The organism is Methylomonas sp. MED-D (assembly GCF_050276835.1).
Classification (GTDB): domain Bacteria; phylum Pseudomonadota; class Gammaproteobacteria; order Methylococcales; family Methylomonadaceae; genus Methylomonas; species Methylomonas koyamae_A.
The window spans coordinates 3800890-3816617 of the sequence record NZ_CP189965.1 but is presented as its reverse complement, the minus strand read 5'-3'; the positions used below and the strand labels follow the sequence as shown (position 1 = coordinate 3816617).

Here is a 15728-nt window from a genome sequence, read left to right as displayed (position 1 = left end):
TTATTCGATTTCCGTTCCGCTAAGCCAATTAGCCGCTCAAGCCACTTCATGAATTTTCGGGTTCACTCCATTTCGTTGGCATTGTCCTTGTACACCGCCAGTGCGGTTTCCGCGGCGAGCAACGGCGCCTGGAATTGCGAGCAGTCGCAAAGCGGCGAATGGACTTGTTTGAATCAAACCCCCGCGGGTGCCACGCCGCCTCAACCTCAGGTCATCAAAACCCAGCCCGCGCCGCCGGTACCGGCCCAGCAAGCCAAGCCAGCGCAGCCGGAGGTCAAGCCAGAGGTCGCGCCGGTTCGGCAAGCCGAGCCCAAGCCGGTGGAGACGGAACCGGCGCCGATCCCGCAAGTCGCTCAGCCTGTTCCGGCCGTGCCGCCTGAACGGGAAAAAGTCAAAGTGGTCGAAAAAGCGGTCAGCGAGGCCCAAAAACTTCGGGTTAAGGTTAACGAGCCGCAAAAGCCTGCCGCCGAGCCAGTGCAAGCGAAAAGCCAGATGGCATCTTCCGGAACGGTTCCCGGTTGGACTTGTAAGACCGGCGACGATAAAAGCGGTTGGAATTGCAATCTGGTTGGTGCCGACCCGAAAGGCGAGGCCAGGCCCGTCAGCGAAGTCGAGACGGAGCTTGCCGCGACCTATTGGCTGACGCCGACTTTTTCATATCAGCAAGAGCGATCCTTCCAGACCTTGCGGGGCGAGTTCGACCGCGATCCCTGGCAGAACTGTTCGACTTGGGGCAGCAAGAAACGCAAAATCAAAGCTACGTCGCAAGAGGCGCGCGACGCGGCAACCACCGATGTGACCGCCGATTTTTCCGAAGTGTACGACGGCGAGGTGCTCAATTTTGCCGGTAACGTCGATTTGACCAGGGCCGATCAGCACTTGATCGCGGATAAGGCCAGCTACGATACCGTCGCGGAAACCCTGGACGCGCAAGGCAACGTCTTGTATAGCGAGGATCAATTGGCGCTGTTCAGCGAAACGGCTTCCCTGAGTCTGGGCAAGGACGAGGCCCGCTTGCGCAAGGCCCTATTCGTCGTTCCCGAGGCGCCGTTCCGGGGTAGCGCCGATGTGGTATACCGGGATAGTAAAAGTTTATCGCGTTACAACGAAGCGGCGTTTACCAGTTGTTCGCCGGGTAATCAGGATTGGATCATGCATGCGTCGCGGGTAAAGATTAACCGCGAGTCCGGGCAAGGCTCGGCCAAGAATGCCTGGCTGGAATTCAAGGGAGTACCGGTGTTGTACACCCCTTACATCTCTTTTCCGACCGACAGCCGGCGATTGTCGGGCCTGCTGGCACCAAACTGGGGTACTACCCAGCGGAACGGCTTCGACGCTTCGGTGCCGTTTTATTGGAACATCGCGCCCAACTTCGACGACATTATCACCTTGCGTTACATGAGCAAGCGTGGCGAGCAGATTCGTAACAAGTTCCGGTATTTGACTGAAACCTCGCAAGGGACTTTTTCGGCGGAACTGCTGCCGTACGACGAAATCGCCGACAAATCCAGATATTCGGGGTCGTGGCAGGATCAGAGCGTCCTGGCCGAGAATCTGCGGACTTCGGTTAACTTGAATTACGTATCCGACAAAACCTATTTCAACGACTTGAACAATGCGCTGGGCTTTCAGGATACCCGGTTTTTGTCGAGTAACGCGTACGTAAACTACGGTATCTCCGACGTCTCGCTACAGGCCGGTGTGCAGCACTATCAGTCGGTGGACAAAACCGTAACCGACGCCGGCATGCCTTACGATATGCTGCCTAGAATCAATTTAAATTACGCGCATCAGTTCGACAATCTCCCGGTCAACTTGGCGCTGGACAACCAATTCGTGTATTTCAGCCACGATACCCTGGTCAACGGCCAGCGCTACAACATTGCGCCTTCGGTGAGTGTGCCGCTTGAGAGCGGCGCGGGGTTCTTGATACCCAAGTTGACCGGCCAATATACGCAGTACCAGTTGAACAATATTACCAATTCGGCTCAACCGTCTAGCGTCAGTCGGTTTCTGCCGATCTTCTCGGTCGATACCGGCTTGATGTTCGATAAGGAAATGAATTTGGCTGGAACACCTTATACTCACACGCTGGAACCGCGTCTGTTCTATCTATACATCCCGCGTAAAGACCAGAGCAACATTCCGATATTCGATACCAATTTGTTCGATACCAACTTTTATAGCTTGTTCAGGGAAAACCGTTTCAGCGGTGCAGACCGAGTGCAAGACGCTAATCAAGTGACCTTGGCGGCTACTTCGCGGTTTATCGATTCGACGACCGGTTTGGAGCCTTTGAAACTGAATTTGGGACAAATCCTCTATTTTCAGGATAGAAACGTCGATCTGGATTATCTGAACAGCAACACGGCGGCTCTGACTAGCAATACCTCAAACTTTATTGGCGAAATCAGCGGCCAGATGAACCGGAATTGGTCCTATTCGACCGGTGCGCAGTGGGATCCCGAGCGCAACGGTATAGCCCGCGGTCAGGCCGTGCTGAAATTCAGAAATCAGCCCAACGAAATCTTGAACCTAGGCTATCGGTATCGGCGTAACCCGCTGGATAGTTTGCAGACGATTTCGCAAACCGACGTGTCGTTCCGTTTGCCGTTATTCGGCGAATGGTACGGTTTGGGGCGTTGGCAATACTCGTTGAATTTCGACAAGACGACCGAAAGTTTCATCGGCATCGAGAAGGAAAATTGCTGCTGGCGTTTCAGGATTATCGGTCGCCGGTACATCAATGCCGCCAATAACATTACGGTGCTGAACGATCCGAGTACCAAGCCCGAGACCGCATTCTTCGTGCAACTGGAGTTGAAAGGTCTAAGCAGTTTCGGCGATAGCGTCGATACTTTCTTGAATACCAACTTGAACGGCTATCGTAAAGCCAGTTTCTTCGAGTAAATTGCCTATGATCAAACAGGGATTTTGGATACTGGCCTTGCTGGCTTACGTGACGGTCGGTTGGACGCAGGTGTTGGACCGGATCGTCGCGGTGGTCGAGGACGACGTGATTTTGGAACGGGAACTGAACCGGGAAGTCGAGGCAATTACCGCCAAGCTGTCCAGCAATAACGTGACGATGCCGCCGGAATTCGTGCTGCGCAAGCAGGTGTTGGAACGAATGATCGTCGACAAGTTGCAACGTCAACTGGCATCCCGCTCCGGGGTGCAGATCAGCGAGGAAATGCTCAGGTCGTCGGTCGCCGACATTGCCTCGCGGAACGGATTGTCGGTCGAGGCCTTTCGCGACGAGCTGACGCGGCAGGGTATGGATTACAAGAGTTTCGAAGACAATCTGCGGAACGAAATTGTCATTAACCAGTTACGCGGCCGGGAAATCGGCAGCCGGGTCAAGGTCACCGACGCCGAAGTGGCGCACTATCTCGAAACCCAGGGCAAGGCCGGTCAAGTCTCGTCGCAATACCATTTAGGCCATATTCTGGTGGCGGTGTCCGAGGGCGCGTCGGCCGGTGCGATTCAGAAAGCCAAGGACAAGGCCGACCAAATCGTGGCGGATTTGCGCGGCGGCAAGGATTTCAAGCAAACCGCGGTTAGCGTATCCGACGACAATAACGCGCTGAAAGGCGGCGATTTGGGATGGCGTAGCCTTGGGCAGATTCCGTCCTTATTCGCCGATGTGGTGCCGACGATGGGGCAAGGCGACGTTTCCGAGCCGATTCGTAGCCCCAGCGGTTTTCATATCGTTAAAATGCTGGAAACCGAGGGTGGCGCGCAGCACATCGTGACCAAGACTAAGGTCAGACATATTCTGATCAAGACCAACGAACTGGTGGACGACGCCGAGGCGCAAAAACGTTTGCTGGCGTTGAAGGAACGCATCAACGACGGCGACGACTTTGCCGCATTGGCGCGCGCGCATTCCGACGATAAGGGCTCCGCGATCAACGGCGGTTCGTTGGACTGGGTCAGTCCCGGCGCGCTGGTGCCGCCGTTCGAGGAGGCGATGAATAAGTTGGGCATCAACGAAATCAGCGCGCCGGTGCAAACACAGTTCGGTTGGCACATGATCCAGGTTTTGGGGCGCGAAAATCAGGACAATAGCGAACAATTCAAGAAGGACAAGATCCGCGAGGAAATTCGCAAACGTAAAATCGAGGAAGAGACTGAGTTGTGGTTACGGCGCTTACGCGACGAAGCCTACGTTGAAATCGATTCCGACCGCCTGTAACGAGGGCAACGATGTCGGCCGAAAAACGCAGAGAAGAAAAACTGAAGCGGCGTTTGCAGCGCATCGTAAAAGAGCAGGATTTGACCCAGCAACGCGAGTTCGTGGCAGGAGCGATGGCCGAACAGGGCATGGACGCTTTGACTTGCGCGGCTGCGTTGATTTATCTGAGTCATCCCCAACTATTCGGCGGGTCTGTTGCCGCCGGGGCGCCAGTGCCTGCTAAATCGACGGCGGTCGAGACGTCCACGGCTAAGCTGCCCTGGCTGGATTACAAGATGGTGCGTTACCGTTTGGACGTGGGTTTGCAGCATCAGGTCGCGCGCGAGCAGATTCAAGACATACTGGTGCAGGAGTCCGGCGTCGATAAGCGCCGCATCGGCCGCATCGATATTCGCCAGCACTATACCTTGGTGGAGTTGCCGGACGGCATGCCGACCGATATTTTTCAGTTGTTGACCGAGGCTGCGATTGGGCCTCACAAATTGAATATTCGCCGGGTCAGGCCCAATAAATTTCGCCAAGCGCGGGGTAAGTCCTCGGCGGAATCGGCTGGCTAATCCCTGGCTTGCAAATCGGCGGTTTAACCGCCGATTTTGGCGACACGACCTTGTGTCGCAGCGGCGCCTCCCTGGCGCCACCAAGCAAATTTCTACATCGTCAGACGAACGCCTATCCAGGCCGCCCGCGGCGCGCCAACGCCGACGAAGCGAGCGTTCACGTCGTTAAATCCGGAATTGACGCCATCCAACACCTCGCCGGTATTGCCCCAAGTACCGAAATTGGCGTATTCGCGGTCGAACAGATTGTTAACCCGGCCGAACAGCGTCACATGTTGGTTGAAGCGGTATTCGCTACGCAAATTGAACACGACGAAGCCCGGCAATTTGCCGGTCAAATTGGCTTCGTCGCCACGCAGCGCCTGGGAGCTGTTGTAGTTCATGTCAAAACCCAGGGTCCATTGCGGCAGAATGTCCACATCGCTGCTGAATTTGAATTGATGCGCCGGAATGCCGGGAATCCGGTCGCCGACATCCACCCGGATATTGCCGTCTGCGTCGGCGGCTGGATTGTTGGGGCTGCTGGATAGAAACGGCGTCTGAAAGGTCGCGTCGATGTAGCTGTAGTTCGCCGACCAGCGCCAGCGTTCGTAAAACTTACCGGATAATCCCAATTCCGCGCCTTGGCGTTGAGTCTGACCAACATTGGCGAAATAGCCGGTGTTGCCGATCACGCTGCCCGAACTTTGAAAAATGATGTCGTTGTTGTTGATGGTATGGAAAAAACCGGCGTTCCAATCGACGTATCCTTCCAATAGACGGCTCAAGCGGCCGCGAAAGCCGGTTTCCCAGGTATTGGCGACGACTTGTTTCAACGGCGGATCGGAGACGAAGGCGTTGGGCAATTTGCACGGTGCGCTTGGATCGGCGCAGCTTAATTCCATCGGTGTCGGAATTCGCGACGATTCGCTGTAGTTGCCGTAGAAGGTCAGTTCGGGCATGAACGCATAAGTCAGGCCGGCGGCCGGATTGAATCGGTCGTAGGAATGGCTGCCGTTCAAATCTTCGCCGAAGTGGTCGCGTAACTTGACGTGCGATTGGTTGTAACGGCCGGACACCGTGACATCCAGTTTGTCGGCCAGATTCAACGTGTCGGTCAGGAACAGGCCGTAATGATCGGTTTCGGCGGTGAGTCTGACATGCGAATCCTGCAGCAGCACGCCGCCGGCCGCGACGCCGCGATCGCCGGTCAGCGCGCCCAATTCGGTGTCGGCGTGATAGCGGGCGTTGCCGTGGTCGAAACTGGCGCCGCCGATCAAGTGGTTGTTCCGGCCGAAAACTTTGTGATCGATCGCATCCTGCAACGCGAAGCCGAACGATTGTTGCAAGGTGCTGGAGGTGTTGATGGTGCCGCCCTCGAAGGCGTCGTCCGCTTGTATGCCTCCGCCGCCCAACGCCTGTAGAGCTTCGTCGTCCCCGTTGCACAAGGCGGTCGGGTCGCCGCTGCAAGGCGCGAACTCGCTGCCGTCGCCGTTGTAGGTGCTGATTTTATTGCGCCGGTAGTACAGCGTGCCGGACAGCTGGTTATGGTCGTTCAGCCAAGTATCGCCGTCCAGAGAAACCAGCAGCATCCGGTTGCGGGTGATATCCGGGTGCGTGAAGATTTGATCACGTCCGTAAGCCAGCATTTGCTGGGGTAGGGCGCCGTTGCCGCGTAGGGTGTTGTCAGTGCCGGCGATGCTCAAGTCCAAGCTGGATTTGACGCCGCGCCAACTCAGCGTGCCGAAGCCTTGTTTGGCTTCGCTAGGTGAATGGGCGCGCCAGCCTTTCTCGTTAAAATATTTAAAGTCCAGGAAATAGCCCCAGGTGCCATCGTTCCAGCCGCTGGTGACTTCCTCGGAATGCCGGTCCCAGGAGCCGCCTTGCGCTTCAAAGCTGTGTCCGGGCGCCGAAAAGCCGGTCTTGGTGTTGATGTTGATCGAGCCACCCAGTGCGTTCAAGCCGAAGGCCGGGTTGGATGCTGGCTGCAGACTCATATTGTCGATGGCGCCGTTGGGGATTAAATCCCAGTTGACCATGTCGCCGAACGGTTCGTTAAAGCGAATGCCGTTCACGTAAGTCGCCAGGCCTTGCGGCAGGCCCATCAGCGGCGAGGCGCTGAAGCCGCGGTATTGAATGTCCGGTTGCAACGGATTGTTTTGGGCGTCGTTGACGTTGACGCTACCCAAATAGCGATTCATGTAGTCCGCCAACGATAGGGCCTGCGATTCTTGAAGTTTCTCGGCAGTCGCGGTTTGAACGTGGGCGGGAATTTTGTTGATATCGACGCCGCCGAATTGTAGCGGGGTCACCGCGACGACTTCGACGCTGTCCAGATTGGCGGGGGCCACTTCCTCGGCTATGGCCTTTGCCATTGGCAACAGACCGAAGCAAGGCAGGATGCCAAGCGCAAGTTTTTTCATGATCGACTCAAGTTAGCTTCAGCCGACGGATGATACCTAACAGCTTACAGGTGGGGGAGGTGAAAACGGAAAAAGGAAAATTTCCCGATAAGCGGCTAATGGCCAGGCGCCGCCGATTCGGTGAGCCATTCGGCGCGTGGCACGGTAAAATGATCGGCTTTAAGGACGATTGTGCGAATTCAGCTGGGATTGGAAGCTCGGATGCTGGCTTCGAGTGTCTACCCTGGCGGCCCGACGGATTCACGAGGAAGATCGCGGGTCGCTTTTGTTGGCGGTTCAGGCAATGCCGGACCGTGCGCCAGCTCCCTTAATACCGCCCAGGTTTTCTTTTCCCCTACGCAATAACACACTATGACCATTCAATATATCGATACTCCGGAACAACTTCAGGCTCTCTGCGTACAGATCGGCCGTCACGACTGGATCGCGCTGGATACCGAGTTTTTGCGGGAGAAAACCTATTACCCCAAGTTCTGCTTGTTGCAAATTGCCACGCCGGACTGGGTGGCCTGCATCGATCCGCTGGCGATCGCCGATCTGAGTCCGCTGTTCGAGGCTATTTACAATCCCGCCATCGTCAAGGTATTGCACTCCTGTCGCCAGGACTTGGAGATTTTCTATCAACTGAGCGGCAAAATTCCGATGCCGGTGTTCGACACCCAAATCGCCGCGCCGTTGCTGGGGTTTCAGGAAAATCCCGGTTATGCGATGTTGGTATCCAGCTTCCTCAACGTTAACCTGAGTAAGGCCCATACCCGCACCGACTGGTCGGTGCGTCCCTTGAGTCCGGAACAGATCGAGTACGCCGCCGACGACGTGATCTACCTCTGCAAGATCTACACCTTGATGTGCGAGCAGTTGGATAAACTAGGTCGCTTGGATTGGCTAAATGCCGATTTCGCGTTGTTGAACAATCCGGAGTTGTATCAACTATCGCCGGAAAATGCCTGGTTGCGGATACGCGGCAAGAACAAATTGACCGGCAAGCAATTGTCCATCATGCAGGCTTTGACCGAATGGCGCGAACGTACCGCGCAGCAGGAAAACAAACCGCGCAACTGGTTGTTGGCCGACGATATGTTGCTGGAGTTGGCTAAATTGCAGCCGGTGACGGTCGCCGATCTGGCCAAGGTCCGCAATATCGGCGAACGCACCGTCAACCGCTACGGTAAAACCCTGTGCGAACTAATTGATGTCGCTCGCCAACGGCCGCCTAAACCGCTGGTCGAAAAAGGCAAACCTCAAAAGAAAACCCAGCAAACCGAAGCCATTCTGGATGTGCTGGGCGCGGTCGTCAGAATTCGGGCCGAGGAAAACTCGCTGAATCCGATTATTTTGGCGACCCGCAACGATCTGGAACAATTGCTGGCCGGCGACGACGATTGTCTGCTGCTACAGGGTTGGCGCTACAACATGGCCGGACGGGAATTGCAAGGTTTGCTGCGCGGTGATTACAGTTTGCGTTTGCGCGACGATGCCGTCGAGATTAGTCCGGTCTCCGCTTAGTTCTCGCGGTCTCGACCCAAACTGAAACGCTGGGTGAACAGTTCCGCCGGTACCGGCGGCGAAAACCAATAGCCCTGACCGTAATCGCAACCGATCGATTTCAGCAAATCGCGCTGGCGTTCGGTTTCGACGCCTTCGGCTATCACTTTCAGGCCCAGCTTGTGGGCCATCACGATAATCGCTTCGCACAGTGCGAAGTCGCTGGAATCCTCGGTCAGGTTGCGGACAAAGGACTGGTCGATTTTTAAATAGTCGATGTCGAATTTTTTCAAATACGACAGCGACGAGTAGCCGGTGCCGAAGTCGTCGATCGCGACTTGCATACCGGCGTCCCGGAACGCCATCAAGTGGTCCTGAACGTTGGTATTGGCGTCCAGCAGCAAGCCTTCGGTAATTTCAACGACGATGCTTTGTCCCGACAGGCCGAGGGAGTGCAAATAATCGAACCAATGACGGGGTGCTTGACCGGCGCTTTGGAATTGCACCGGCGATTTGTTGATGCTGATTTGAAACTCGCGGTGCAAGCGGCTTTGCCATTCCAATACCTGCTGGGCGGCGGTTTCGAACACCCAATCGCCAATCTTGTTGATCAAGCCGGTTTCCTCGGCCAGCGGAATGAATTCCGTCGGGCTAACGACGCCGCGCGTCGGATGTCGCCAACGCAGCAAAGCTTCCGATTTATGGACTTCGCCGCTGACCAAGTCCACGATGGGTTGGTAGTGGAGCGATAGTTGCCGCTCGCTCAAGGCGTTGCGCAAATCGGCCAGTAGCGCCGCGCGTGCCTGCAACGCATCCTGCAAAGCCTTGGTAAAAAAGCTATAGGCATTCCGGCCCCGGTTTTTGGCGGCGTACATCGCCTGGTCCGCGTTCTTCAACAGCTCGCTGAGGTCGGTGCTATCGGTCGGGTAGAAGGTGATACCGATGCTGGCCGAGACGTAGGTGGTGTCCTCGGCCAGTTGGAACGGCGCGCTCAATTGCTCCAGCAAATGCCGGGCTATCGGTTCGGCGCTGCGCGGTTCGTCGAGTTCGCCCAGGATGATCGTGAACTCGTCCCCGCCCAGTCTGGCGACGGTGTCTGATTCGCGGACGCAAAGCTGCAGCCGTTGCGCGGTTTCCTTGAGCAATTGGTCGCCGATGTCGTGGCCCAAAGTGTCGTTGACTTCCTTGAAGCGGTCCAGATCGATAAACATCAGCGCGAACATCTGGCCCATGCGGTGGGCTTTTTTGATTTCCTGTTCCAGCCGGTCGCGAAACATCCGGCGATTCGGCAGACCGGTGAGCGGATCGAAATTGGCTTGCCGCCAGATTTGTTCCTCCGATTGCTTGCGTTGCGTAATGTCCGAGAACAACGCCACCCGCCGTTGCGGATGGCCGGAGGCGTCGTAAATAGTGTTGATCGTCAATTCTTCCACGTAAATGCGGCCATCCTTGCGGCGATTCTTGATTTCGCCGTGCCACGTGCCGGTCTCTTCCAATGCCCGCCACAACTCCCGATAAAACCCGGCATCGTGTTGATCCGATTTTAACACCCGTGGATTTCGGCCGACGACTTCGTCGGCCGCATAGCCGGTCATCAAGGTAAAGGCCGGATTGACGCTGAGGATATTGTTGTCCGCGTCGGTGACGACCATCGCCTCGCTACTGTTCTGATAGACCAGCGCGGCCAGCCGCAAATTTTCCTCGGCCTTGCGGCGTTCGCTGACATCGCGAGCGAAGCCCACGCTACCCAGCAATTCGCCGCTCTGATCGATGACCGGGGCCTTATAGGTTTCGTACCACTTGCGAAGTCCGCGATCGATGATTTCTTCCTCGACGACCAGATTGGCGCGGGTTGCCATGACGGTGCGGTCGTCGGCTCGATAGCGTTCGGCCAGTTCCGGCGGTGCGATATCCAGATCGGATTTGCCGACCAATTCGTCCGGCGTGCCGGCGTCGAAGATGGCGGAGAATTCTTGATTGACCGCCAGAAACCGGCTGTCGCGGTCTTTCAGCCAGATTGCGTGAGGAATGTTGTCGAGCAAGGCGCGTTGATAGTATTCCTTTTGCCGCAATGTTCTTTCCGCGTGGCGGGTTGCGGTAACGTCCCGGAATTGCCAAATACGACCAAGATAAGCGCCCGTTTTACTGCAAATCGGCGCGGTGTGGAATTCCAGTATCGTGTCGTCGAGCAGTTCCACTTCGTCGCGGGCGATAGCATCCGGTTGAGCCTGAACCAAAGCGATGCTCCGGGTCATCTGTTCCGGGTGTTTCATTTGTTGCCGTGCCATCTCCAACTGCGCGGCAATACAGTCCTGGTTCGCCAGGTCCGGCGGCATCCGCCACAATTCGCCGATCCTCAGGTTTTGCTGCACCTTGCGACCTTCGGCGTCGACGGCGACGATACCGTCCGGCGTCGATTCCAATACCGCCTCCAGAAAAGCGGTGCGCCATTGCAACTGCTTTTCCAGTCCGCGCAGTTCGGTGACGTCGGTGTAACTCCAGACCCGGCCGATAATTCGATCGCCGATGCGTTGGGGGCGAGAATAACGTTCCAACAGCCGGCCGTCGATGAGTTCCAGCAGGTTTTTGATTTCCCGTTCGGGATGCTCGCGCAATTCGTTGACTTGGGCGCGCGTCAGTTCCGGGTCCTTCATCTGCTTCAGGATGAATTCCAGCAAGGCATGGCAGTGGTCGCCCTCGCGTAACATGTCTCTCGGAATTTGCCACAGCGCTTGAAAGCGCTGGTTGAAGCCGCGGATGTAGCCGTCTAGGCTAACCACCAAAATGCCGGCGGTGGTGGCTTCCAACGTGGCTTGCAGCATCGATAGCGATTCGGCCAGTTGTTGTTGACTCTGCTTGTTTTGGGTAATGTCTTCGTATAAGCCGAGGATACCGATGGTGACGCCGTCGCCGTTGATTAGCGGCATTTTCGAGGTGCGCAGCCAGATGGTATCGCCGCTCGGCGTGGTTTGCGGTTCTTCGAAATTCAACTTAGGCGTGCCGGAAGACATGACCGCCACGTCGTCGCTCCGGTATAAATCGGCTTGGTCTCGCCAAGTCATTTGGGTGTCGTCCTTGCCGAGCATTTCCGAGGCGCGCCGCCGGCCGGCGTCGTTGGCGAACAGCGTGTTACAGCCCAGATATCGCGAGTTGAGGTCTTTCCAAAACACCCTGACCGGTAAGGTTTCCAGGATGGTTTGCAGCAATAAATTGGATTCGGTCAAGGCTTTTTCGTAGCGCATCCTTTCGGTGATATCGAAGTAGGTGACCAGATAGCCGCCCTGAAGAGAGTCGCTAAGCGCGGTGGTATTGGCAAGGGCCGTAAGGGTAGCGCCGTCGCGGCAACGAATATCGACTTTCTCCGGTGCGATGTCTTGCCGGTTTAGACTGGCGCTCAGATGGCGTCGCGAAACGGCCATGATCGAATCCCGGTAAGCCGGATCGGGGTAGGCCAAGCGCCACCAATCGTCGCGACAGCGAATATCGTCTTGGGTGTAGCCGAAAGTCGCCGAAAAGGCCGAGTTGAAGAAGACCACATTGTCGTGGCGGTCGTAAAGGATATGTGGTACTGGTGAAGCGTCCACGATATGCCGTAGGCGTAGTTCGCTGTCGAGTAGTTCTTCGGCGATGCGTCGGCTGCTGTGTAATGTCAACGCCAAAGCCATGCCGCAGGTCGACAACGCGGCCATGAACAGCCAGAAATTGAACAGATCGCTTTGCTCGAAATCGTGGGCGAACTTGCCCACGTGCTGGGCGGCTCCCAGCAAGGCCTGCGCGGCGGTGAGGACCATCACCAGTACCACGCCGTGCCGCCCAAACCGCAGGGCGCCCCACAGGACGCAGAAAAATGGCCAATAAGTGTGTGGGGCGAATTTCAGATGGTCGGTAAACCAGTCGAAAAACAGAATCTGGCCGACCAGAAAGGAGAGTCCGACGAAAATCACGGTTTCCGGCCAGCGTTTGCCGTGAAACCAATTGCTTGGCCAGCGTCGCCAAATCAACGTGGCCGGCGTGGCGAAGACGATGCCAAACACATCGGCCATCCACCAGTGCAGCATCGATTCGCCGAGTTCCCTGGCGGGTACGTAACCGCTTGCCAACAGTGCCGCCGGGCCGATCGCCGCGCTAATAGCGGAGCAAACCACGCCAACCAGCACCAGTGTTAAAAAATGTTTGGGTTCGGATAAGGTGACTGAAAAATTGCGATTGTTGCCGAGCAATCGCGCCGCGGTTAAAGTTTCCAAGGTATTGCCGGCCGCGATCAATCCCGAAAGCCAGAGAGAATCGTTGACCATTAAACCGGCGGCCAGCGCGCCCAAGAAAATGCCCGGCCAAAACCTTAGACCTTTCAACAGCAACACCGCGAGTCCCAATCCGCCGGAAAACCAGACTAGCGTGACGTTGCCGCTGGTCGAAAAGTAGCTCAAAGTGATTTTGGCGATTGCTCCGTATAGCAGGGCCAAGCTAAGGATGCCCGGCAAATCGCGTCGGCGGTTAAGAGGTGTCGCCATCGAATCAGAATAGAAAGAAGCGGAAACTGTCGAAAATGAAACTCACAAGTTCGTTGCCGGTTTTAACGTTGGTGTGGGGTTGCCCAAACCGGTTAGATCGTAAAGCCGCCGTTTCCCGTCGCGTTAAAGCGCGATGCGGCGGCGATTCATAGAGCGATCAGTCCGGCCGCGTTCAGGCCGAGATAAGTTTTATAGCCGGCGACCGCCGCCAGTATCAGGAAAAAGCCGCCGCTGAGCTTATGGAGTAAGCCCAGCGGCATTTTTTGCAACACGGTGCGGCCGGCGACCACGCCCAACAACGAGGTCAAGCCCAGCGCCGCCGTCGAGCCTAGCCAAACCGCCGCCGCCGGCGCACTGCTGCTGAAACCGACCACCGCCAACTGGGTCTTGTCGCCGAATTCCGCCACGGTAATCAATAAAAACGTGGTCAGAAAAATGCCGTGACCGCTTTTTTCGACGACAGCGTCGTCGTCGTCCTCGTCTTCATGATTGAATAAGGCGTGTAAACCGAAACCGGCGAACAACAAGGCGACGCCGGCGGATACCGCGTACTCCGGCAGCCAATTGGCGATGGCGACGCCAAACACCACCGCCAGCGTATTCAGCAGCGCGAACGCGGCCAGCGCCCCCCACCAGACTGGTGCGGCCCGGTGGCGCGAAGCCAGCGTCATGCACACCAATTGGCTTTTGTCGCCGATTTCGGCGGCGGCGATCAAGGCCAGACTGGTGCCGGCGGCGGCCGAAAAGCCGGCAGGGTCGGCCGGCGCCAATCGGTTGATAAACTCGATCAGATGATCCATGGCGTTGGTGCGCTTAGCTGAGGATTTTGTCCAGCATCATCATGATGATGAAGCCGACCATCAACGAAAACGTGGCGATGCGCGAGCGGCCCTTGGCATGGGTTTCTGGAATGATTTCCTCGCTGATCACGAATAACATCGCCCCCGCCGCAAAGCCCATCGCAATCGGCAGTATCGACGAAAACACGGTCACCATCGTAATACCCAGCAGGCCGCCGACCGGTTCGACCAAGCCGGTCGCGGTGGCGATCCCAACCGCTTTCCATTTGTTGTAGCCCAAGCCGACCAACGGTAGCGCGACGGCCAGACCTTCCGGCAAATTTTGCAGCGCGATGGCAATGGCCAACACCAGGCCGTTATTCATATTTCCCGAGCCGAAACTGACGCCCACCGACATGCCTTCCGGAAAGTTGTGGATGGTGATGGCGATGATGAACAGCGAAATTTTTTGCAGCGAATTCAAACTTTCGTCGCTGACCGCGTCGAAATGCAGGTGAGGCAGGCGCTCGTCGGCAAAATGCAAAAACACCGCGCCCAGCAGCATGCCGGCCGCGACGATCCACAACCCCTTGCCGGGCCAGATCTGGTCGCCGAAATCGATGCCGGGCACCAGCAGCGAGAAGGCGGTGGCGGCCAACATGACACCGGCGGCGGCGCCGAGCATACTGTTGAACAGACGCTCTGAGATGTCCTTGAAAAACAACGCCGGCAATGCGCCGACGCCGGTCGCCAAGCCCGCCAGAATGCTGGCCATAAAGCCGATCACGACCACGCCGTCGAATATTAGGTACAAGCCGCCGAACACCACGACTTGCGACAGCAAAAACAAACCAGCCAGAACGCCCCAGCGTTGTAGCGTGGGCAGCGTCATGATTTTCAGATACCGTGGATGGGCTTGGAGACGGAGGTAGTATTCCTCGAGCTTGGCTTGTATGTTTTGCATTTTTTATTATCCGAAGGTGAGGGTGTGTAAAGTCGCGATTATACTGAATTAACCGCCGCCGCCGAGGTTCGTCGCTCCGGTTGTCGGCGGGTAATTCGCGGATTTGCCTAGCCCCTGGCAAATATGCCGGGAAAACCGTTGCGATTTCGGTATCATGCGCGCGGCACCGGGTTGGCGCTGTCAACGCGAAAGGCCGCGAACGCCAACCGGAATCGCCTTTTTCACGGGAGTCACAATGAGCAAACTCAATTTCAGCAAAGGATTTTTTCTAGCCGCGGCGGTCGCTGTGGCCGGTTGTAATGCGCCGCAGCCCTACACCGGGCAAACGTTCGCGCAAACCCCGGCGCTGCCGTCGGTGCCTGCCGCGGGAAACCTGGGCGCCGAGATGGACTTGGTGGGCCTGTTGGTCGGTCAACTGGGTATCTCCCCACAGCAAGCGCTGGGCGGAGTGGGTTCGATATTCTCGTTGGCGCAACAGCGCCTGAATCCGGGCGACTTTTCGCTACTCAGCTCCAATGTGCCCAATATGGACCGCTATCTCGGTGCGGTTTCGAATCAGCCCAAGTTTGGCGATGACGGCGGGTCGTCGCTACTCGGCACGGCCGGCGGTTTGCTGGGTTTGGCCGGGTCGTTTCAGAGCTTGGGGATGAACAGCAGCATGATCGGCCAATTCGTGCCGGTGGTGTTGCAATACGTGCAAAATCAAGGCGGGGCTTCGGCGATGGCCTTGCTGGAGCAAGCTTTGTACCGTTAGTTTCGGCGGGTTGGTCGCCGCTCGGCGTTGCTACGGTTTGCGTTTTTCGTCGGCGTTTGGCGCCGGTTGAGCGGAGAC

Annotated in this window: 9 protein-coding genes; 5 read left to right on the top strand and 4 right to left on the bottom strand. The window is 56.8% G+C overall.

Features of this window, described 5'->3' with window-relative positions; translation table 11 throughout:
• The first annotated feature begins 48 nt into the window (after nucleotides 1-48).
• From lptD to ACQE3E_RS17060, 3 genes are read left to right on the top strand one after another with little or no spacing between them, the layout of a single operon-like run.
• Nucleotides 49-2910, top strand: coding sequence for an LPS assembly protein LptD (gene lptD / locus ACQE3E_RS17070; protein WP_313729643.1), 2862 nt, complete (start codon nucleotides 49-51; stop codon nucleotides 2908-2910).
• A 7-nt stretch (nucleotides 2911-2917) separates the two neighbouring features.
• Entirely contained in the window at nucleotides 2918-4198 is a 1281-nt protein-coding gene (locus ACQE3E_RS17065; protein ID WP_313729644.1) for a peptidylprolyl isomerase, read from the top strand.
• Nucleotides 4199-4209: 11 nt separating this feature from the next.
• Nucleotides 4210-4755 (top strand): DbpA RNA binding domain-containing protein, encoded by a 546-nt coding sequence (locus tag ACQE3E_RS17060; RefSeq protein WP_313729645.1) that lies wholly within the window; start codon nucleotides 4210-4212, stop codon nucleotides 4753-4755.
• A 92-nt stretch (nucleotides 4756-4847) separates the two neighbouring features.
• Here ACQE3E_RS17060 and ACQE3E_RS17055 read toward each other — a convergent pair whose 3' ends face one another.
• Nucleotides 4848-7157, bottom strand: coding sequence for a TonB-dependent receptor (locus ACQE3E_RS17055; protein WP_313729646.1), 2310 nt, complete (start codon nucleotides 7155-7157; stop codon nucleotides 4848-4850).
• Between the two features lie 351 nt (nucleotides 7158-7508).
• On the opposite strand from ACQE3E_RS17055, the gene rnd reads away from it, so the two are divergent.
• Nucleotides 7509-8663 carry a ribonuclease D gene (rnd, locus tag ACQE3E_RS17050; protein ID WP_071155462.1) on the top strand — a complete coding sequence of 385 codons (1155 nt, stop codon included), beginning with the start codon at nucleotides 7509-7511 and terminating at the stop codon, nucleotides 8661-8663.
• Here the strand turns inward: rnd and ACQE3E_RS17045 are convergent.
• The 3 genes from ACQE3E_RS17045 to ACQE3E_RS17035 all read right to left on the bottom strand — a co-directional run bounded on the left by ACQE3E_RS17045 (nucleotide 8660) and on the right by ACQE3E_RS17035 (nucleotide 14896).
• Complete coding sequence (locus tag ACQE3E_RS17045) at nucleotides 8660-13153, bottom strand: EAL domain-containing protein (RefSeq protein WP_313729647.1); 4494 nt, start codon at nucleotides 13151-13153, stop codon at nucleotides 8660-8662. The genes rnd and ACQE3E_RS17045 overlap by 4 nt on opposite strands.
• Before the next feature lie 146 nt (nucleotides 13154-13299).
• Nucleotides 13300-13953, bottom strand: coding sequence for a TMEM165/GDT1 family protein (locus tag ACQE3E_RS17040; protein WP_313729648.1), 654 nt, complete (start codon nucleotides 13951-13953; stop codon nucleotides 13300-13302).
• A gap of 13 nt (nucleotides 13954-13966) precedes the next feature.
• Nucleotides 13967-14896, bottom strand: a complete 930-nt coding sequence (locus tag ACQE3E_RS17035) for a ZIP family metal transporter (RefSeq protein ID WP_064031538.1) — start codon at nucleotides 14894-14896, stop codon at nucleotides 13967-13969.
• A gap of 235 nt (nucleotides 14897-15131) precedes the next feature.
• Here ACQE3E_RS17035 and ACQE3E_RS17030 point away from each other — a divergent pair, with 235 nt between their 5' ends.
• A complete protein-coding gene (locus tag ACQE3E_RS17030) occupies nucleotides 15132-15650 on the top strand; it encodes a DUF2780 domain-containing protein (protein ID WP_083385591.1) in 519 nt (172 codons plus the stop codon).
• Nucleotides 15651-15728 lie beyond the last annotated feature (78 nt).